The organism is Gordonia aquimaris (assembly GCF_026262595.1).
GTDB lineage: Bacteria > Actinomycetota > Actinomycetes > Mycobacteriales > Mycobacteriaceae > Gordonia > Gordonia tangerina.
In genome coordinates this window covers 1-19039 of record NZ_JAPKFM010000044.1, presented here as the reverse complement: position 1 = coordinate 19039, position 19039 = coordinate 1, and the positions used below count along the sequence as shown (strand labels likewise).

Below are 19039 nucleotides of genomic sequence, written 5' to 3'. Positions count from 1 at the left end.
ATAGTCGTTCTTGGTGTCGATGATGTAGCGCGAAAGGTACAGGACCGGCATCCGCAGGAGCCCTGCCTCAACCAGCATCAACACGTTCAAGATTCGTCCTGTCCTGCCGTTGCCGTCCGAGAAGGGGTGAATCGCTTCGAACTGGTAGTGGGCGGCCGCCATGCGGACAAGTGGGTTGAGTCCATCGTTGTTGTGAACAAAGCGCTCCCAATCGGCCAGCTTGTCCTCGATCAGGTCTCGGCCTTCTGGAGGGCTATAGATGACCTCGCCCGTTGCGGGGTTGGCGATCCGTGTTCCGGGAATGCTCCGAATCGTCATCTCGTGACCCTTGATGATGCTGCATACCGTCAACGCGGTTGAGGCGGTGAGTCCACGCTCCTGCGTGCGAGTGAAACCGGCGTGTAGTGCTGTGCGATAGCGCAGGGTTTCGCGAGTAGCGGGATCGGTGGACGCCGCTCCGTCGTCGTCAACGTGGCGAAAAAGCTCGTCGGTCGTGGTCACGATGTTCTCGATCTCAGAACTGGCCTGTGCTTCGAGGACCGGTATCGAGTTGATCAGCACGGCGGGGTTAGGCATCGACACGGCGGCCTGGTCCAGTTTCGCGAGCGCAGTACTTGCGCCGATCGCGGCTTTTAGTACGGCCCGGGATTCGAGGCTTTCCGGGGTTGGCGGTAACGGCAGTGCGTTGTACGGCTCTTCAGGCTGCCAGGACATGCTGGGACTCTTTCACGAGACTAGCGACGTGTAAAAATATCGGACAGATTTTTACACGTTTTGTGAACATGTGAAGAGTTTTTCGCAATGCCGCTCGCGCCCAGTACCACCTCCGATCCGCTCCGGACACCGCCTCCGTCCGGCCCGGACGGTTCATTCTCACCCTCTGAGCTGGTCGGATGCGGTCCGGTTCAGGCGGATGACTGGCCGGCGGTGCCACTGTGGTTCTCGTGCCGAAACGCGGCACACACGATGGATCAACGAAAGGGCGAACCAATGCTCACCGGACTCACCCAGTTCTTCAACGACGCCTACCTCTTCGGCGGCGACCTGCTGAGCGTGGCGATCAACCTCGCTGCCTGATCGAGAACGCAGGCTGCTCGAGTAGCAGATATCGGCCCGCATTCTCCTGGGCCGGACGAGCCCGGTGCGCAGAGCTCGTCCAGTTTCGTGAGGTAGGCGCCCGCGGCCGCATCGTCGAACGGCGCGACAAAGATCTCTTCGAGTTGGTCGACGGCCAGCACATATGGCTTCGACTCCACGGCTCGATCCCGTATCCACGCATCGAGGTGACCGGCGGGCACCGCGGTCGGAGTCACCAGCAGTACGTCGACGTCGTCTCGGATCCGCGCGGCGAAGCCGGCTTGCAGCAGCGGCGACTTCCTCGCTCCGGACGAGTCCAACAAAACCAACAGCTCACCGGCAGAGCTGGTGTCGACGATCGCGCCTGCTGCGCACGTTCCCAGAGTTTTCGCCAGTTGGTCGCCGAATACAGCCCGGGCGCGGGCGCTGACGGCCTTCAGCGGTGGGGAACCGGCATCGGAGTACAGGACGTCGAGGCGGCGCGCCAGCTCGGCGCGCGGGTCGGCGTCGGTCGGTGCGTTCACCCGCTGAGCTGATCAGCCATTCCCGGGCGCAGCAGTGCCGAGATCTCGTCCCACGGCACGGTGACCGGCAGCCAGTCACCCAGCGCGTGGACCACCGGGACATATGTGTGGAAACCGTTGGCCAATGGAACCCAGTTCAGGAAGTTGTCGATATCGGGGTGGACCGGATCGACTCGCGGATCTATCCGCGTCACGGCGGCCGCCAATTGTGCTGCGGCGGCGTCGGTGTCGAGAAACACGTCGTCGAGCAGGATCGGTTGGGCGGTGTGGGCGTCGATGGTGATGGTTGCCACGTGGTTGTTCGGGTGGGCGGCGCCCTGCGCGTACGTCGTGAAGATCGCGGTGCCTGCGACCACGTCGTCGGTGACGGTGGTCACCCGGCTGCGCTGGTCGTCGGCCAGCGAACCGTCGGAGACGGTGGTGTCGGTCAGGCCGGTCACCACATCGTCGAGGGCGGCGCGCATCCCGGAGTTGAACCGGCCGCGCACCGCGGGTGCGCCGCCATCGACCTGGGGCAGTTGCACATCGTAAGTGGTGCTCGCGCGGCGGCCGTCGGTGCGGAGGAGGGTGGGGCGGACCAGGGTAGGGTGGTATCCGTTTGCCGATGCCGCGGAGTCCGCCGCGGGTTCGTCGGCGAACGATGACTCGGTCAGCGCCACCACCGTCGTCTCCACGGTGCGCGACGTCGGCACGGCTGTCGAGTCGTTGGTGCTGCAGCCGGCCGACATTCCGGTGGCGCACGCCAGCGCCGCCACCACGGTTGCCGCACGCAGAAAGCGCATTCCCGAACTGTAGCCGGGTCAGCTGGCGGCGGGCGCACGGTCGGTCACGACAAGAACTGCGCCGCGTCGGCCGCGAGGTCCAGCAGCGGCTGCGGGAAGACCCCCAGTCCGATGGTGACCACCGTGCACACCGCGATCGACGACGTCGTGAGGACACTCGGTTTCACCACGTGGGGGGCGTCCACCGGGACGTCGGCGAAGAACATCGCGACGATGATGCGGATGTAGAAGTAGGCTGCGATGGCGCTGCTGATGACACCGATCACCACCAGGATTCCGGCGCCGCTGCCGGCCGCTGCCGCGAACACGTCGAACTTCGCGATGAACCCGCTGGTGAGCGGGATGCCGGCGAAGGCGAGCAGAAACATCGAGAACATCGCGCCGACCAGCGGATAGCGTCGGCCGAGTCCGGCCCACTGTGCGATGTCGGTGGCCTCACGGCCGGACAGGTGCGGGCCCGACTGACGATCCGGCTCGCGCACCACCGCCACCGTGGCGAAGGCGCCGAAGGTGGAGAACGCGTACGCCGCAAGGTAGAATATCGTCGCTGCCAGGCCGGCCTCGTCGAAGGCCACCAATCCCAGCAGGATGAATCCCGCATGGGTGATCGACGAATACGCAAGCATCCGTTTGACATCGGTCTGCGTCACCGCCATCACGGCGCCGACGAGCATGGTGGCGATCGCCACCGCCCACACCACGGGCTGCCAATCATCCTGCAGACCACCGAAGGCCGTGTAGAACACCCGCAGCAACGCGCCGAACGCGGCGATCTTGGTGGCGGCCGCCATGAACGCCGTTACCGGGGTGGGGGCGCCCTGATACACGTCCGGGATCCAGGCGTGAAAGGGTACGGCGCCGACTTTGAACAGCAACCCCACCGCCAACAGGCCCAACGCGATCAGTGGCAACACGGTGTCGCCGGCCGGCTCGCGAGCCGCCGCACCGACCGCCTCGCCGATCGCCCCGAGTTGTAGCGATCCGGTGGCCCCGTAGGCGAAGGCGGCACCGAACAGGAAGAACGCCGACGCGAACGCGCCGAGCAGGAAGTACTTGAGCGAGGCCTCCTGCGAGATCAGTCGGCGTCGACGAGCGAGACCGCACAACAGGTACAGCGGCAGCGAGAACACCTCGAGCGCGATGAACATCGTGAGCAGGTCACCGCACGCGGGAAACAGCATCATGCCGCCGACCGCGAGCAAGGTCAGCGGAAACACCTCGGTGGTGAGACCACCCGCGCGGGTCGCCTCGAACTCGGCGTCGGTGTTGGGTACCGACGCCCCGGACGGGGTGAACATGTCCGCTTCGACCGACGACATGGTGGCCTGGGCGGCGGCTCCCGGACCATCGCTGACCCGTCGGCCCGGCGCCGGCGCGGCCACCACCCGTTCCAGTCGCCGCTCGGCCATGAAGGCCACCGAGGCGATCGCGATCACCACCAGCAGTCCCTGCAGGAACAGCGTCGGGCGGTCGATGACCACCGCACCGGACATGACGAATTCGCCGAGACCGCCGCCGCGGGTCTGGGCGACGGCAACCGTGATGACGGCGACAAGGGCGGCCGCGAGACCGCCGAGCGACAGCACCAGGTGCGTCGGGTATCGCAGGCGTCGGGGCGCGAACGCTTCCACCAGCACACCGACCACGGCGACGCCGAACACGATCAGCATCGGCGACAGTGCGCCGTAGGCGACGCTGGGTGCCTCGATGAGGGCGAGCTGTGCAACCGTCATCACCGGTCTCCCTCCGTCGGTACCACGATGGTGGGTGTGGGGTCCTGCTCATCGATCGTGCTCATCGTGTGTGTGACGGCCGGATCGATGATGTCGAGCAACGGCTTCGGGTAGACGCCGAAGACCAGCAGCAGTGCGAGCAGCGGTGTCACGACCGCCAGCTCCCGCCCGTGGAGGTCACGCATGGGGCGGGTCGCGGCTCCCGGTCCTTCCGCGGATGCCGGTCTCGGGGGGCCGCCCATCATGCGTTGGTAGGTCCACAGGATGTAGATCGCCGATAACACCAGGGCGCTCGCGGCGGCGATGGCGGCCACCGGGTAGCGAGTGAACGTGCCGATGAGGACCAGGAACTCGCTGATGAACGGTGCCAGTCCGGGAAGCGACAGCGTGGCGAGTCCGGCCACCAGGAAGGTGCCGGCCAGGACAGGCGCGACCTTCTGCACGCCGCCGTAGTCGGCGATCAGTCGGCTGCCGCGCCGCGATACCAGGAACCCGGCGACCAGGAACAATGCGGCGGTGGAGATCCCGTGGTTGACCATGTACAAGGTCGAACCGGTCTGGCCCTGGCTGGTCAGCGCGAAGATGCCGAGGATGATGAACCCGAAGTGTGAGATCGAGGTGTAGGCGATCAAGCGCATCACATCGGTCTGTCCGATCGCGAGGATCGCGCCGTAGACGATGCCGATCACCGCGAGGGTTGCGATCAGGGGTGCGAAATAGCGTGCGGCATCGGGGAACAACTGCAGGCAATAGCGCAGCATGGCGAAGGTGCCGACCTTGTCGACCACCGCCATCATCAACACCGCGCTCGCCGGTGTTGCCGAGACCGCGGCATCGGGCAGCCAGCCGTGCAGCGGCCACAGCGGCGCCTTCACCGCGAACGCGAACATGAAGCCGAGGAACAGCATTCGGACCAGACCGGTGCCGGCGTCGAGTTCTCCGGCGGACACCGCGTCGACGATGACCCGTAGATCGAAGGTGCCCGCCCCGTCGGTGCCGAGCCCGGATCGTGCGGTCACCACGTACAGGCCGATCACCGCGGCCAACATGATCAACCCGCCGAACAGGTTGTACAACAGGAACTTCACCGCAGCGCGGGCACGATCGGTCCCCTCACGGACCCCGAATCCGCCGATGAGGAAGTACATCGGGATCAGCATCGCCTCGAAGAAGATGTAGAAGAGCAGGATGTCGATGGCGACGAAACTCATCAACACCATCGCCTCGACCGACAACATCAGGGCCAGATAGGTGTGCGGTCCCTTTTGTCTGCGCCCACCCGCATGATCCAGTGACCCGGAATGGTCGGCGTCGTGCCAGCCCGCGAGGATGAGGATGGGCAGCAGCACCGTGGTCAGCAGGACCAGCACCAACCCGATGCCGTCGAGGCCCAACGCGTAGCGCGTCCCGATGGCCGGAATCCAGCGCAGGTCCTCCACGAACTGGTATCGCGCGCCGTCGGCGTCGAAACCGACTGTCAGTCCGAGGGCCACCCCGAACGTGGTCAGCGAGACCGCCAGGGCCCACCACTTGGCGAGGTCGGGGCGGGTGTTCGGCACGGCGAGCGCCGCCACCCCGCCGAGGGCCGGCAGGAGCCACAGGATGGTCAACCAGGGGATGTTCACAGCACATTCACCACCATCACGAGCGCGACGATCGCCAGGGCGCCGGCGAACATCGACAGCGCGTAGGAACGCACGTAGCCGTTCTGCCAGGACCGTACTCGTTGTGACGCCCGGGCGATCGTGGTTCCGACACCGGTGGTCAGTCCGTCGACACCGTCGCGCTCCACCGCGACGAGCCCCGCGGTCAGGTGCTGGCCGGGCGCCATCAGTAGTCGTTCGTTGACGGTGTCGCCGTAGAGATCATGTCGCGCGGCGACGGTCAGGGGCCCGACATCGTCGGGCGCCGGTACGACCACCGGGCGGATCGCGTACTGCCGCCAGGCCAGGCCGATGCCGATGGCCACCACGGCGAGGATGGTCGCCGTCACCACCCATGCCGGCACCGCGAGCTCGTGATGCTCTTCGCCGACCACGGGTTCGAGCCAGTGCACCAGCGAGTCACCCCACGCCAAGGCGGCGCCGGCGGCCACCGAACCGATGCCGATCAGGATCATCGGGCCGGTCATCACCACGGGGGATTCGTGCGGATGCGGGGGCGGATCGTCGGCCCATCGTCGCTCGCCGAAGAACGTCAGGATCATGACCCGGGTCATGTAGAAGGCGGTGATTCCGGCGCCGAGGAGCGCGGCACCACCCAGGAGCCAGCCGCCGACGCCGCCGGACGCGAAGGCTGCCTCGATGATCGGGTCCTTGGAGAAGAAGCCGGAGAACGGTGGCACGCCGATGATCGCGAGGTAGCCGACCCCGAAGGTGGCGAAGGTGATCGGCATCAGGGTGCGCAGCCCGCCGAAGCGGCGCATGTCGGTCTCGTCGTCCATGGCGTGCATCACCGACCCGGCGCCCAGGAACAATCCGGCCTTGAAGAAGCCGTGGGTGAGCAGATGCATGATGGCGAAGGCGTATCCGGCCGGGCCGAGTCCGGTCGCCAGCACCATGTAACCGATCTGGCTCATCGTCGACGCCGCGAGTGCCTTCTTGATGTCATCCTTGGCGCAGCCGATGATCGCGCCGAACAGCAACGTCACCGCGCCGACCACGGCCACGCCCGCCTGTGCCGCGGGCGCGAGATCGAAGATGGGGTTAGAGCGCGCGATCAGGTAGACGCCTGCGGTCACCATGGTGGCGGCGTGGATCAGCGCCGATACCGGGGTGGGGCCTTCCATCGCGTCGCCGAGCCACGACTGCAACGGGACCTGCGCCGACTTTCCGCAGGCGGCCAGCAGCAGCATGAATCCGAGTGCGGTGACAACGTTCTCGCCGACCTGTCCGGCGCCGGCGAACACCGCCTCGAAACTCACCGCACCGACGGTGGCGAACATGATCATCAGCGCGACCGCGAGGCCGATGTCGCCGACGCGGTTGACCACGAATGCCTTCTTGGCCGCAGTCGCCGCGGTCGGCTTGTACTGCCAGAACCCGATCAACAGATACGATGCGAGCCCGACGCCTTCCCAGCCGAGATAGAGGCCGAGATAGTTGTCGGCCAATACCAGCAGCAGCATCGCGGCGAGAAACAGATTGAGGTAGGCGAAGAATCGGCGACGATCCGGGTCGTCGGCCATGTAGCCGATCGAGTAGATGTGGATCAGCGATCCGACTCCGGTGATCAGCAACACAAAGCACATCGACAGCTGGTCGAGTTGCAGTCCGAAGTCAACCTGCAGCTGACCCACGGGTATCCAGCTGAACAGGATCTGGTGCGCGGCACGATCATCGGCGCCACGGCCGAGCATGCCGACAAACATGATCAGTCCCGCCACGAACGACGCCAGTGCGAGTCCGGTGCCGAGCAGGTGGCCCCAACGGTCGGTGCGTCGGCCGCCGAGCAACAGAATCGCTGCGCCGATCAGCGGAAGTGCGGGCACCAGCCAGAGCAGGTCGGCGGTCGTCTGGGAGCTCACCGGCACCTCACTATCGCTTCAGCAGGTCGGTGTCGTCGACCGAGGCCGACCTGCGGGCGCGGAAAATGGTCATGATGATGGCCAAACCCACCACCACCTCGGCTGCGGCGACCACCATCACGAAGAACGCGATCACCTGACCGTCGAACGAGCCGTGCATCCGGGCGAACGTCACGAATGCGAGGTTGGCTGCATTGAGCATCAGCTCGATACACATGAAGACCACGATCGCGTTGCGCCGCAGCAGCACCCCGGCTGCGCCGATAGCGAACAGCAACGCCGCGAGGTAGAGGTAGTTCTCTGGATTCATCCGTGGTCCTTCCCGCGTCCTTCGGCGAGTTGTCTACGGATGCTGGGGGATTCGTGACTCGGCGCGACCGCAGATCGGGGACGCAGCGTGGCGTTCACCGACAGATCCGACGGGGTGCCGTCCGGGAGCAGCGCGGGCACGTCGACGGCATTGTGCCGCGCGTACACGCCGGGACTGGGCAGCGGCGTCATGTCGATGCCGTCCCGGAATCGTTGTACTGACAGCTCCCGCTGGGTGCGTCGCGGACCGAACCGTTCCCGATGGGCGAGGACCATGGCGCCCAGCGTGGCCGCGATGAGCAGGGCGCCGGTGAGTTCGAACGCCCAAAGATACTGCACGAAGATGAGTTCGGCGATCGCTTCGACGTTGCCGTCGTCCGCGGTGGCCGGTGCACCGGGCGCGCCGGCCACCGGCGCGCCGACGAACACGGCGAGCGACGCGTTGGCGATCCCGGCGATGAGCAGCACGCCGAATCCGAGTCCGATCAGGATTGCGGCAACGCGTTGCCCGCGCAGCGTCTCCACCAGGGAGTCCGACGAGTCGACACCGATCAGCATCAGCACGAACAGGAACAGCATCATCACCGCGCCGGTGTAGACCACCACCTGCACCACACCCAGGAACAGCGCACCCTGCGCGACATAGAAGATCGCCAGGATGATCATCGTCGTCGCCAGGAAGATCGCCGAATACACGGCCTTGGTGGCGAACACGACGCCGAGAGCACCGATCAGTGCGACCGCCCCCAGCACCCAGAACTGCACGGCCTCACCCGTGCTGGTCGCCGGGAGCGAAGCGAGCGGGACCGATGTCGACGTGCGGGTCAGCTCCGCGAGGAGCGTGGTGGTCACGAGTCCGCCCTCCCCACCAGGCGCCCCTCCTTCGACACCTCACCGCGGTAGTAGTTCTCCTCGGTGGAATCCGGGGCCATCTCGTGTGGTGGCGCCTCGACCCCGGGCGGCAGCGGTGCCAGCAACCGGTCCTTCTCGTAGATGAGGTCGGCGCGGTTGTCGTCGGCGAGTTCGTAGTCGTTGGTCATTGTCAACGCCCGGGTGGGGCAGGCCTCGATGCACAGACCGCAACCGATGCACCGCAGGTAGTTGATCTGGTACACCCGGCCGTAGCGTTCGCCCGGCGAATACCGCTCCTCGTCGGTGTTGTCGGCACCCTCGACGTAGATCGCATCGGCCGGACACGCCCAGGCGCACAGTTCGCACCCGATGCACTTCTCCAGTCCGTCGGGATGCCGATTGAGTTGGTGGCGGCCGTGATAGCGAGGTGCGGTGGGTGTTTTCTGCTCGGGGTACTGCTCGGTGATGGTGGGCGAGAACATCGACGAGAACGTCACGCCCAGTCCGCTGATCGGCTTCATGAAATCAGGCATCGGTCGTCTCCTTGCGGGGATCGGGCGGCGGGGACATCGGACGCGCCGAGAGGACCTGACCGGGCAACGGGGGCACCGGGAACCCGCCGGCCATCGGATCGAATGCGGGCGGTTGTGCGGCTTTCTCGTCCTCTTCAACTTCCTTCGGCAGTCGCATCAACCGCCACACCGCGTACAACAGCAGCGCGGTCACCACGAGCCCCGCCGCCGCGGAGACCAGCGACCGCGCGAGGTCGTCGTCGTCGGAGGTGCCGATCGCCGCCCGGATCACGGCCACCACCATCACCCAGGTCAGCGAGATCGGGATGAGGACTTTCCAGCCCAGATTCATGAACTGGTCGTAGCGCAGCCGCGGGAGGCTGGTGCGCAGCCAGATGAACACGAACAGGAACACCCAGACCTTGAGGGTGAACCACAGGATCGGCCACCAACCGGAGTTCGCCCAGTCGAACGCGCTCAGCGGCCACGGGGCCTGCCAGCCGCCGAGGAACAGTGTGGTGGCCAGCGCCGAGACGGTGACCATGTTGATGTACTCGGCGAGCATGAACATCGCGAACTTCAGCGAGCTGTACTCGGTGTGGAAACCACCGACGAGTTCGCCCTCGGCCTCCGGGAGATCGAAAGGTGCGCGGTTGGTTTCACCGACCATCGACACCGCGTAGATGACGAAGGACGGCAGCAACAGCAGCACATACCAGTGGTGTTCCTGCGCTGCCACGATGCCTGAGGTCGACATGGTGGCGGCGTCGAGGAACACCGCCGCGAACGTGAGGCCCATGGCGATCTCGTAAGAGATCACCTGAGCGGTGGAGCGCAGCCCGCCGAGCAGCGGATAGGTCGACCCCGAGGACCATCCGGCCAGCACGATGCCGTACACCCCGACCGAGGTGATCGCGAGCACGTAGAGGACACCGACCGGGAGGTCGGTGAGTTGCAGCGGGGTCTGATGCCCGAACACCGAGACCATGGGGCCGAAGGGGATGACCGCGAACGCCATCACTGCTGGGACCACCGCGATGATCGGAGCGGCGAGGTAGATCGGCTTGTCCACGCCGCTGGGGATGATGCCCTCCTTGAGGGCGAGCTTCACACCGTCGGCCAGACTCTGCAACAGTCCACGGGGCCCCACCCGGTTGGGTCCGATCCGGGTCTGCATGCGCGCCATGATCTTCCGCTCGATGAGGATCGCGGCGAGCGGATTCGCCACGAGGAACGCGAATACCGCCAGCGCCTTGAGCCCGATGAGCCACCACGGGTCCTGACCGAAGTCGGCGAGCGTGGGGAAGGTCATGACACCTCCTCGACCGTCGCGATGGTGACGACGTCACCGGCCTGCGCTCGCAGGTCCGCGGTCACCGACGCGCCCGGTGAGTTCATCGGCACCCAGACCACACCGTCGACCATCTCGGTGATCTGCAACGGCAACACGATCGCGGCGCAGGTGGTACTGACCTCGACGGGCGAGTCGTCGGCGGCACCGATTCCCGCTGCGGTGGCCGCCGACATGCGGACGACGGGGGTGCGGGCCGTCCCGGCGAGATGCGGCTCACCGTCCTGGAGGCGCCCGTCATCGAGGAGCATGCGCCACGTGGCGAGCACGGCCCGGCCGGTCTCGACCGTCGGCCGATGCGGCGGCACGGCGACGTCGGGCGACGGTGGTCGCAGTCCGCGCCAGGGCCCGAGTCGTTCGAGGTCGGCACGGATCGTCGCGATGTCAGCGCACCGGATGTCGACGCCCATCTGATGTGCGAGAGCGTCGAGGACCCGATGGTCGGGCAACGTTCCGACCTCCGGCAGGGCCGTGCCGAACGGGCGGGCGCGGCCCTCCCAGTCGAGGTACATTCCCGACTTCTCCGGTGCCGCCGCAACCGGCAGCACCACATCGGCGCGGTCGGTGACGGCGCTGCGTCGGATCTCCAGGCTCACCACGACATCGGCGTCGGCCACGGCGGCGATGGCTGCGGCCGGGTCGGGGAGGTCGGCGAGCTCCACCCCGCCCACCAGCAATGCCGACAGTTCCCGCCGGGCCACCGCCGCGACGATGGCAGCGGTGTCGCGGCCGGGCGTGCTCGGCAGATCGGCGACCTGCCAGGCCATCGCGATCTCGGTGCGCGCGGACAGATCGGCGACGGGCCGGCCACCCGGGAGCAGGTTGGGTGCGGCACCCACCTCCAGTGCGCCGCGTTCACCGGCTCGACGCGGGATCCATGCCAGCCGTGCCCCGGTCCGTTCGGCCAGGCGCACCGCGGCGCTCAGCCCTCCGGGTGTCCCGGCCAACCGCTCGCCGACGACGATGACCGATCCCGGCGCGGCGACCGCGTCGATGGCGGCAGCGGAATCCAGTACCGCAGCTTCATCTCCCGGCACGGTGGGTAACAGGTGGCCCGCGAGCTTGCGGACGCCGGCACTGGGCAGGGCGGCGATCGCGGTGACCCGTTGGTTGCGGGTGCGCACGGCGCGCCGGAGGCGGAGGAAGACCATGGGTGACTCCTCCTCCGGCTCGAAGGCCACCAGCAGCACGGCCGGTGCCGTATCGAGGTCGCGGTAGGTGATGTCGTCGGGTCGGGCCACGACCTGTGCGGCGAGGAAGTCGGCCTCCTCGCCGCTGTGCACTCGCGCACGGAAATCGATGTCGTTGGTGTCCAGGGCGACCCGGGCGAATCGGGCGTAGGCGTAGGCGTCCTCGGCGGTGAGCCGGCCCCCGGCCAGCACTCCGGTGCGGCCGCGTGCCGCCGACAGCATCTGGGCGGCATGGCGCAGCGCGTGGGCCCACGACACGCCTCGGAGCTCACCGTCGGCGCCGCGGATCATCGGCGCGGTGATCCGGTCGTCGGCATTCGCGTAGGCGAACGCCCAGCGCCCCTTGTCGCAGTTCCATTCCTGATTGACCTCGGGATCGTCGCCGGCCAGGCGACGCAACACCGTGCCGCGTCGGTTATCGGTACGTTGGGCGCAGCCGCTGGCGCAGTGTTCGCAGACCCCGGGTGTCGACACCAGGTCGAAGGGCCGCGCACGGAATCGGTATGCGGCACCGGTGAGGGCACCGACCGGACAGATCTGCACCGTGTTGCCCGAGAAGTACGACTCGAACGGTTCGTCCTGGTAGATCGACACCTGCTGCAACGCACCGCGATCGGCGAGGTCGATCAGCGGGTCGCCGGCGACCTGGTCGGAGAACCGTGTGCAACGTGCACACAGGACGCATCGTTCCCGGTCGAGCAGGACCTGCGAGGACAGCGGGACCGGTTTGGTGAAGGTCCGCTTGGTGCCGGTGAACCGGGAGTCGCCCCGTCCCGAGGACATCGCCTGGTTCTGTAGCGGACATTCACCGCCCTTGTCGCACACCGGACAGTCGAGCGGATGGTTGATGAGCAGCAGCTCCATGACGCCGCGCTGAGCCTTCTCCGCGACCTCGGAGCTGCGCTGGGTGTGCACCACCATGCCGTCGGTGACCACCGTGGTGCACGAGGCCAGCGGTTTGCGCTGACCCTCCACCTCCACGAGACACTGCCGGCAGGCGCCGACCGGGTCGAGCAGCGGGTGATCGCAGAATCGCGGGATCTGGGTGCCGATCAGCTCGGCGGCCCGGATCACCAGAGTTCCTTTCGGTACCACGATCTCGGCGCCGTCGATGGTGACCGTCACCAGATCGGGTCGTTGTTCGGTGGTGGGTTCGTCGACGGCGGTCATCGGTCACCTCCCGACTCGGAGTCGGCGTAGAGCGTTGATCGGTGCGGATCGAACGGGCAGCCGCCCTCGAAGTGGGCGAGGTACTCGTCGCGGAAATGCTCCAACGACGACACGATGGGACTGCCCGCGCCATCGCCGAGCGCACAGAACGACTTTCCCACGATGCTGTTGGTGACATCGGTGATGGTGTCGAGATCGGCGGCAGTACCCGCGCCGGCCTCGATTCGTGCCAGCAACTGCACGAGCCAATAGGTGCCCTCCCGGCACGGGGTGCATTTGCCGCACGACTCGTGGGCATAGAACTCGGTCCAACGCAGTACGGCGCGGACCACACACGTCGTCTCGTCGAAGATCTGCAGCGCTTTGGTGCCCAGCATCGAACCGGCCGCGCCCACCCCCTCGTAGTCGAGGGGGACATCGAGATGCTCGGCGGTGAGGATCGGCGTCGACGATCCCCCGGGTGTCCAGAATTTCAGCTCGTGACCGGCGCGCACCCCACCGGCGCGCTCGAGCAGCTCACGCAATGTGATCCCCAGCGGCGCCTCGTACTGGCCGGGGCGGGCCACATGCCCCGACAGCGAGTACAGCGTGAATCCAGGCGACTTCTCGGTGCCCATCGAGCGGAACCAGTCGACACCGTTGCGGATGATCGGCGGCACACTGGCTATCGATTCGACGTTGTTGACCACCGTCGGACTGGCATAGAGACCTGCGACCGCGGGAAACGGTGGCCGCAACCGTGGTTGGCCGCGCCGGCCTTCCAGCGAGTCCAGCAGTGCGGTCTCCTCACCGCAGATGTAGGCGCCGGCGCCGGCATGCACCACCAATTCCAGGTCGAAGCCTGATCCGAGGATGTCGAAGCCGAGATAGCCTGCGGTGTAGGCCTCCTCGACCGCTGAGCGGAGTCGGCGCAGCACCGAGGCCACTTCGCCGCGAAGGTAGATGAAGGCGTGCGCGGCGCGGATCGCGTAGGCGGCGATGATCGCACCCTCGATGAGCGAGTGCGGTGACGCCAGCATCAGCGGGATGTCCTTGCAGGTGCCCGGTTCGGATTCGTCGGCGTTGACCACGAGATAGTGCGGGCGCGGATCGGGGGAGTCGGGATCGGTCGGGTCGGTCTGCGGGATGAACGACCACTTCATGCCTACCGGGAATCCGGCACCACCGCGTCCCCGCAGCCCGGATGCCTTGATGGTGTCGATGAGGTCGTCCGGCTGCTGTTGCAGCGCGCTACGCAACGCCGCGTACCCGTTGTGGGACTCGTAGCTTCGGAGTGTCCAGGATTCGGGTTCGTCCCAATAGCGGCTCAGGACAGGAGTTTCGGCAGGGTCGGTGCCGGGCGACAGCGCGGTCATGCGTCACCCCCGTCTTCGGGTAACCCGGCGAGCAGCCGAGCGGTCCGTCGGAAACTGCAAACAGTGCCGGTGGATCGCGTGGGGGTGACCGCGACACCTGCCCGCAGATCCTCGACGAGTTCCACACTGCCCGCAGGGGTCTGGTTGTCGAAAAACTCCCAGTTGACCATCACCACCGGCGCGAAGTCGCAGGCCGCGTTGCATTCGACGTGTTCGAGGGTGATGCGTCCGTCGGCAGTGGTGTCCCCGGGCGAGATACCCAGGTGGTCGCGCAGCGCGGCCAGGATCTCGTCGCCGCCCATCACCGCGCAGAGCGTGTTGGTGCACACCCCGACGAGGTACTCGCCGGTGGCCGACCGGCGGTACATCGAGTAGAAGGTGGCCACCGCGGCGACCTCGGCGGCGGTGAGTCCCAGTTGTGCGGCACAGAATTCCACGCCGGCCCGAGTGATCTGCGCGTCCTGGGATTGCACCAGATGCAGCAGGGGCAACAACGCCGAACGTGGCTGTGGATACCGTTCGATGATGCCGGCGGCGTCGGCCGCCAGCCGGGTGCGCACCTCGTCGGCGTAGTGGTCGGGGCCGCCGAAGCGGATAGTCGGATGCGGTTGCGGCGGCAGGACCACCGCACCCTGGCCGGGATGCTCTCCCTGCTCGGTCGGCGCGGTCAGATCCACGAACACCGGGTCACTCATCGGTCGACCCCTCCCATCACCGGATCGATACTGGCGACCGCGGTGATCACGTCGGCCACCATGCCGCCCTCGCACATCGCAGCCACCGCTTGCAGATTCGTGAACGACGGATCGCGGTAGTGCACCCGGTAAGGGCGTGTGCCCCCATCGGAGACCATGTGCACGCCCAGCTCGCCCCGGGGCGATTCGACGGGCACGTAGCACTGTCCGGCCGGCACCCGCATGCCTTCGGTCACCAGCTTGAAGTGGTGGATCAGCGCTTCCATGGATGTGCCCATGATCTTCGCGATGTGCTCGGGCGAGTTGCCGAGTCCGTCGGGCCCCAATGCCAGGTCGGCCGGCCAGGCGATCTTGCGGTCGTCGACCATCACCGGGCCGGGCCGCAGACGGTCGAGGCATTGCCGTGCGATCCGCACGGATTCCTGCATCTCCTTGACCCGGATCAGGTACCGGCCATACGAGTCGCAGGTGGTGTCGGTGATCACGTCGAACTCGTAGTTCTCGTAGCCGCAATAGGGTTGGGACTTGCGCAGGTCGTGTGGCAGGCCGGTGGACCGCAGGACCGGGCCGGTGATCCCGAGCGCCATACACCCGGTGAGGTCGAGATAGCCGACGCCCTGGGTGCGGGCCTTCCAGATGTAATTCTCGTTGAGTAGGTCCTCGAGTTCACCGAGTCGAGTCGGCAGGATATCGAGCAACTCGCCTACCTTGTCCGCCGCGTCTTCGGGCAGATCCTGGGAGACGCCGCCCGGCCGGATGTAGGCGTGGTTCATCCGCAGGCCGGTGATGTATTCGAAGATGTCGAGGATCATCTCGCGTTCCCGGAAACCGAGGAACATCGCGGTGACCGCGCCGAGTTCCATTCCGCCGGTGGCGAGTGCGACGAGGTGCGAGGAGATCCGGTTGAGTTCCATCAGCAATACCCGGATGACGCTGGCACGTTCTGGGACGTCGTCGGTGATGCCCAGCAGGCGTTCCACACCCAGGCAGTAGGCGGTCTCGTTGAAGAACGGCGACAGGTAGTCCATCCGGGTCACGAAGGTGACCCCCTGCATCCAGGTTCGGTACTCGAGATTTTTCTCGATGCCGGTGTGTAGGTAGCCGATTCCGCACCGGGCCTCGGTGACGGTTTCGCCCTCGATCTCCAGGATCAGCCGCAGCACTCCGTGGGTGGAGGGATGCTGTGGACCCATGTTGACCACGATGCGTTCGTCGCCGGGCTGGGCTTCGGCCCGTTCGCGGACGGCGGTGACTATCTCGTCCCAGTCCTGACCGGAGACCGTGTAGGTCTGGGTGGCACGCACGTCGTCGGGATGGGAGTTGGGCGTGTTGTCATCGGTGGTGGTCATCAGTTGTAGGACCTCCGCTGATCAGGGGGTGCGATACGGGTCCCCTTGTACTCCACCGGAACTCCACCGAGCGGGTAATCCTTGCGCTGGGGATGGCCCTGCCAGTCGTCGGGCATCTCGATACGGGTCAGCGAGCGGTGGCCGTCGAAGACGATGCCGAAGAAGTCGTAGGTCTCGCGCTCGTGCCAGTCGTTGGTCGGGTAGATGTCGGTGAGCGTGGGAATGTGCGGATCCGAGTCGGGGGCGGCGACCTCGAGGCGCACTCGACGATTGTGGGTGATCGACGCCAGCGGATACACCGCGTGCAGTTCCCGGTCGTGATCATCGGGGTAGTGGACACCGTTGACGCCCAGGCACAGTTCGAACCGCAGCGCGTCGCGGTTACGCAGCGTCAGCGCCACCGGTCGCAGGTGTTGTCTGCGCACGTGGACGGTCATCTCATCGCGGAAGATCACCACCTTCTCGACGGCCTCGTCGTAGCCGGGCGCACGCGCGGACATCTCGGCCAGACCTGCTGCCAGTTCGTCGGCAATCTCGTCGAAATACCCGCCGTACGGGCGGGTGGAACTGCCGGGCAGGGTGACGGCTTGGACGAGTCCGCCATAGCCGGAGGTGTCGCCGCTGCCGTGCACCCCGAACAAGCCCTTGCGGATGCCGATCTGTTCCGGGCCGGTCTGCTCCGCGCGGCTCATGTCGCCCGCCGCCTTGGGCGCCCGGGGTTCGGTCATCGCAGCAGGCCCTTCATCTCGATCGTCGGTTTCGCCTGCAGCGCTGCCTGTTCGGCAGCCCAGATGGCTTGTTCGCGGTTGACGCCGAGCGGCATCTGCTGGATCTGTTCATGCAGCTTCAGGATGGCGTGCAGCAGCATCTCCGGCCGCGGGGGGCAGCCGGGAAGGTAGATGTCCACGGGCACTACGTGGTCGACACCCTGCACGATCGCGTAGTTGTTGAACATGCCGCCCGACGAAGCGCAAACACCCATCGCTAGTACCCATTTGGGCTCGGTCATCTGGTCGTAGATCTGCCGCAACACCGGTGCCATCTTCTGGCTGACCCGACCGGCGACGATCATCAGGTCGGCTTGTCGGGGCGAGGCCCGGAACGCCTCCATCCCGAAACGGGCGAGATCGTAGCGACCCGATGTGGTGGCCATCATCTCGATGGCGCAACAGGCCAGGCCGAAGGTGGCCGGCCACAGGGAACCCTTGCGCATGAACCCGGCCAGATCCTCGACGGTGCTCAACAGGAACCCGCTCGGCAGTTTCTCCTCGAGTCCCATCGGCGACACCTCCTCACGTGTAGCGACGTTCCCGGTACCGCCCGGCGTCGGGCGCGCACCGAGATCGTGGTCATTCCCAGGCGAGCCCTCCGCGTCGCCATTCGTAGGCGTAGGCCACCGAAACGTTGACGATGAACAGCGCCATGGCCGCGAGACCGAACCAGCCGAGGAGGTCGAAGGCGACCGCCCACGGGTAGAGGAAGACGATCTCGATGTCGAAGATGATGAACAGCATCGCGGTGAGGTAGTACTTCACCGGGATACGTTGGACGGCCCGCTCGGTGATCCGTGATGCGGTGAGCACGCCGCCGGTCGAGTCGTCGCCGGCGGGCGTCAGAGCGTGTGATTCGGTGTGCGGTTCGATGCCGCACTCGTAGGGCTCGAGTTTGGCGCGGTTGTACCGTTTCGGTCCGATCAACATCGCAACGCCAACTGAAAAGACCGCGAACGCCACAGCAATTGCCCCGAGGACCATGATCGGGACGTAGGCGTTCATATCGTGACGGCCTCCCCACAGTCGGAGTCACATGTGAGCTGTGACACAAAGCCTACTAGCGGGGGAGCCGCCCTTGTCAGGGTTTCTGGAGTTCGGCGTTTCGGAGCAGGTCGACGAGGGTGGTGGACAACGCGATCGGGTCCACCGGGAGGGTCGCGGTGGCGTCGGCCCGCGACCAGTCGGCCAGCCAGCGGTCATCGGCGCGACCGAGCAACAGCAGGATCGGCGGACACGGGTCGATCTCGTCACGCATCTGTTTGGCGATGCCCATGCCGCCGGCGGGCGCGGCCTCACCGTCGAGGATGGCGACGTCGATCGCGCCGGCATCGAGCTGCGCGAACACCATCGGGGCGGTGGCCACCTCCACGAAGCTGAGCTCGGGGAGCGCGGGATCGGGGTTGCCGCCGAGCGCACCGAGGACCGCCGCGCGGGTGTCGGAATGGTCCGAATACACCAGAACTCGCAGCACCACCGCGGGATCGCCATCCGGACGGCGCAGCGAGTGCTTCTCGTCGCGGCCGGGGTCTGTCACGTCGAGCACATTACCGCTCAGGCAGCCTCGGAGGCGTCCGAAACCCCGTAGGCACCCCGACCATTGATTCGGGGGTGATCTCGATACGCGACCTCGCCTGGCGGCTCGGTGGCTACTCGATCAGCGTGTGGTGGCCACCCGCCGGTTGGGGGATGTGCGAGTGAGCGTGTGGTGGCCACCCGCCGGTTGGGGGATGTGCGAGTGAGCGTGTGGTGGCCACCCGCCGGTTGGGGGATGTGCGAGTGGGCGTGTGGTGGCGCGCCCGCCGGTTGAAGGGGTGTGTGCGAGCTTGCGGGGTGGGTCTCGC

General features: G+C 66.6%; 16 protein-coding genes and 1 pseudogene. All 17 read right to left on the bottom strand.

Translation table 11 applies throughout. The features are described 5' to 3' along the window. Positions 1 to 714, bottom strand: a 714-nt coding sequence (locus tag OSB52_RS24060; protein WP_266063840.1) for a Fic family protein, incomplete at its 3' end; no start/stop codon positions are given. Between the two features lie 311 nt (positions 715 to 1025). After that, on the bottom strand, positions 1026 to 1601 hold the full coding sequence (locus OSB52_RS24055; RefSeq protein ID WP_266063839.1) for an nSTAND1 domain-containing NTPase: 576 nt from the start codon (positions 1599 to 1601) through the stop codon (positions 1026 to 1028). Next, positions 1598 to 2383: a hypothetical protein gene (locus OSB52_RS24050; RefSeq protein ID WP_266063838.1), complete on the bottom strand. Its 786-nt coding sequence runs from the start codon at positions 2381 to 2383 to the stop codon at positions 1598 to 1600. Before OSB52_RS24050 ends, OSB52_RS24055 begins: the two co-directional genes overlap by 4 nt. 44 nt (positions 2384 to 2427) lie before the next feature. After that, positions 2428 to 4116 carry an NADH-quinone oxidoreductase subunit NuoN gene (nuoN, locus tag OSB52_RS24045; protein WP_266063837.1) on the bottom strand — a complete coding sequence of 563 codons (1689 nt, stop codon included), beginning with the start codon at positions 4114 to 4116 and terminating at the stop codon, positions 2428 to 2430. Further along, positions 4116 to 5741, bottom strand: coding sequence for an NADH-quinone oxidoreductase subunit M (locus tag OSB52_RS24040; RefSeq protein WP_266063835.1), 1626 nt, complete (start codon positions 5739 to 5741; stop codon positions 4116 to 4118). The genes nuoN and OSB52_RS24040 overlap by 1 nt, the downstream gene beginning before the upstream one ends. Beyond that, positions 5738 to 7642: an NADH-quinone oxidoreductase subunit L gene (nuoL, locus tag OSB52_RS24035; RefSeq protein ID WP_266063833.1), complete on the bottom strand. Its 1905-nt coding sequence runs from the start codon at positions 7640 to 7642 to the stop codon at positions 5738 to 5740. The genes OSB52_RS24040 and nuoL overlap by 4 nt, the downstream gene beginning before the upstream one ends. Before the next feature lie 10 nt (positions 7643 to 7652). Further along, complete coding sequence (gene nuoK / locus OSB52_RS24030; RefSeq protein ID WP_235723378.1) at positions 7653 to 7952, bottom strand: NADH-quinone oxidoreductase subunit NuoK; 300 nt, start codon at positions 7950 to 7952, stop codon at positions 7653 to 7655. Then, positions 7949 to 8779, bottom strand: a complete 831-nt coding sequence (locus OSB52_RS24025) for an NADH-quinone oxidoreductase subunit J (RefSeq protein ID WP_266063844.1) — start codon at positions 8777 to 8779, stop codon at positions 7949 to 7951. Before OSB52_RS24025 ends, nuoK begins: the two co-directional genes overlap by 4 nt. Positions 8780 to 8799: 20 nt before the next feature. Continuing rightward, positions 8800 to 9336, bottom strand: coding sequence for an NADH-quinone oxidoreductase subunit NuoI (gene nuoI, locus OSB52_RS24020; protein WP_266063832.1), 537 nt, complete (start codon positions 9334 to 9336; stop codon positions 8800 to 8802). Then, positions 9329 to 10627, bottom strand: coding sequence for an NADH-quinone oxidoreductase subunit NuoH (gene nuoH, locus OSB52_RS24015; protein ID WP_266063831.1), 1299 nt, complete (start codon positions 10625 to 10627; stop codon positions 9329 to 9331). Before nuoH ends, nuoI begins: the two co-directional genes overlap by 8 nt. Continuing rightward, positions 10624 to 13026 (bottom strand): NADH-quinone oxidoreductase subunit G, encoded by a 2403-nt coding sequence (locus OSB52_RS24010; RefSeq protein WP_266063829.1) that lies wholly within the window; start codon positions 13024 to 13026, stop codon positions 10624 to 10626. The genes nuoH and OSB52_RS24010 overlap by 4 nt, the downstream gene beginning before the upstream one ends. Next, positions 13023 to 15076, bottom strand: a pseudogene (gene nuoF, locus OSB52_RS24005) (NADH-quinone oxidoreductase subunit NuoF). The gene OSB52_RS24010 and the pseudogene nuoF overlap by 4 nt, the downstream one beginning before the upstream one ends. Next, positions 15073 to 16425 carry an NADH dehydrogenase (quinone) subunit D gene (nuoD, locus tag OSB52_RS24000; protein ID WP_266063827.1) on the bottom strand — a complete coding sequence of 451 codons (1353 nt, stop codon included), beginning with the start codon at positions 16423 to 16425 and terminating at the stop codon, positions 15073 to 15075. The pseudogene nuoF and the gene nuoD overlap by 4 nt, the downstream one beginning before the upstream one ends. Continuing rightward, complete coding sequence (locus OSB52_RS23995; protein ID WP_266063843.1) at positions 16425 to 17117, bottom strand: NADH-quinone oxidoreductase subunit C; 693 nt, start codon at positions 17115 to 17117, stop codon at positions 16425 to 16427. Before OSB52_RS23995 ends, nuoD begins: the two co-directional genes overlap by 1 nt. Positions 17118 to 17149: 32 nt before the next feature. Then, on the bottom strand, positions 17150 to 17704 hold the full coding sequence (locus OSB52_RS23990) for a NuoB/complex I 20 kDa subunit family protein (protein ID WP_235723385.1): 555 nt from the start codon (positions 17702 to 17704) through the stop codon (positions 17150 to 17152). 70 nt (positions 17705 to 17774) lie between these two features. After that, positions 17775 to 18200 (bottom strand): NADH-quinone oxidoreductase subunit A, encoded by a 426-nt coding sequence (locus OSB52_RS23985; protein ID WP_235723386.1) that lies wholly within the window; start codon positions 18198 to 18200, stop codon positions 17775 to 17777. 76 nt (positions 18201 to 18276) lie between these two features. After that, positions 18277 to 18699 (bottom strand): DNA-binding transcriptional response regulator, encoded by a 423-nt coding sequence (locus OSB52_RS23980; RefSeq protein ID WP_268900174.1) that lies wholly within the window; start codon positions 18697 to 18699, stop codon positions 18277 to 18279. Positions 18700 to 19039 lie beyond the last annotated feature (340 nt).

What these genes read in the sequence shown, in the direction of transcription:
- OSB52_RS24050 (WP_266063838.1), bottom strand. Translation starts at nt 2,383, where the DNA reads ATGCGCTTTCTGCGTGCGGCAACCGTGGTGGCGGCGCTGGCGTGCGCC.
- OSB52_RS23985 (WP_235723386.1), bottom strand. Translation starts at nt 18,200, where the DNA reads ATGAACGCCTACGTCCCGATCATGGTCCTCGGGGCAATTGCTGTGGCG.
- OSB52_RS23990 (WP_235723385.1), bottom strand. Translation starts at nt 17,704, where the DNA reads ATGGGACTCGAGGAGAAACTGCCGAGCGGGTTCCTGTTGAGCACCGTC.
- nuoI (WP_266063832.1), bottom strand. Translation starts at nt 9,336, where the DNA reads ATGCCTGATTTCATGAAGCCGATCAGCGGACTGGGCGTGACGTTCTCG.
- OSB52_RS24010 (WP_266063829.1), bottom strand. Translation starts at nt 13,026, where the DNA reads ATGACCGCCGTCGACGAACCCACCACCGAACAACGACCCGATCTGGTG.
- nuoD (WP_266063827.1), bottom strand. Translation starts at nt 16,425, where the DNA reads ATGACCACCACCGATGACAACACGCCCAACTCCCATCCCGACGACGTG.
- nuoK (WP_235723378.1), bottom strand. Translation starts at nt 7,952, where the DNA reads ATGAATCCAGAGAACTACCTCTACCTCGCGGCGTTGCTGTTCGCTATC.
- nuoH (WP_266063831.1), bottom strand. Translation starts at nt 10,627, where the DNA reads ATGACCTTCCCCACGCTCGCCGACTTCGGTCAGGACCCGTGGTGGCTC.
- OSB52_RS23995 (WP_266063843.1), bottom strand. Translation starts at nt 17,117, where the DNA reads ATGAGCCGCGCGGAGCAGACCGGCCCGGAACAGATCGGCATCCGCAAG.
- nuoN (WP_266063837.1), bottom strand. Translation starts at nt 4,116, where the DNA reads ATGACGGTTGCACAGCTCGCCCTCATCGAGGCACCCAGCGTCGCCTAC.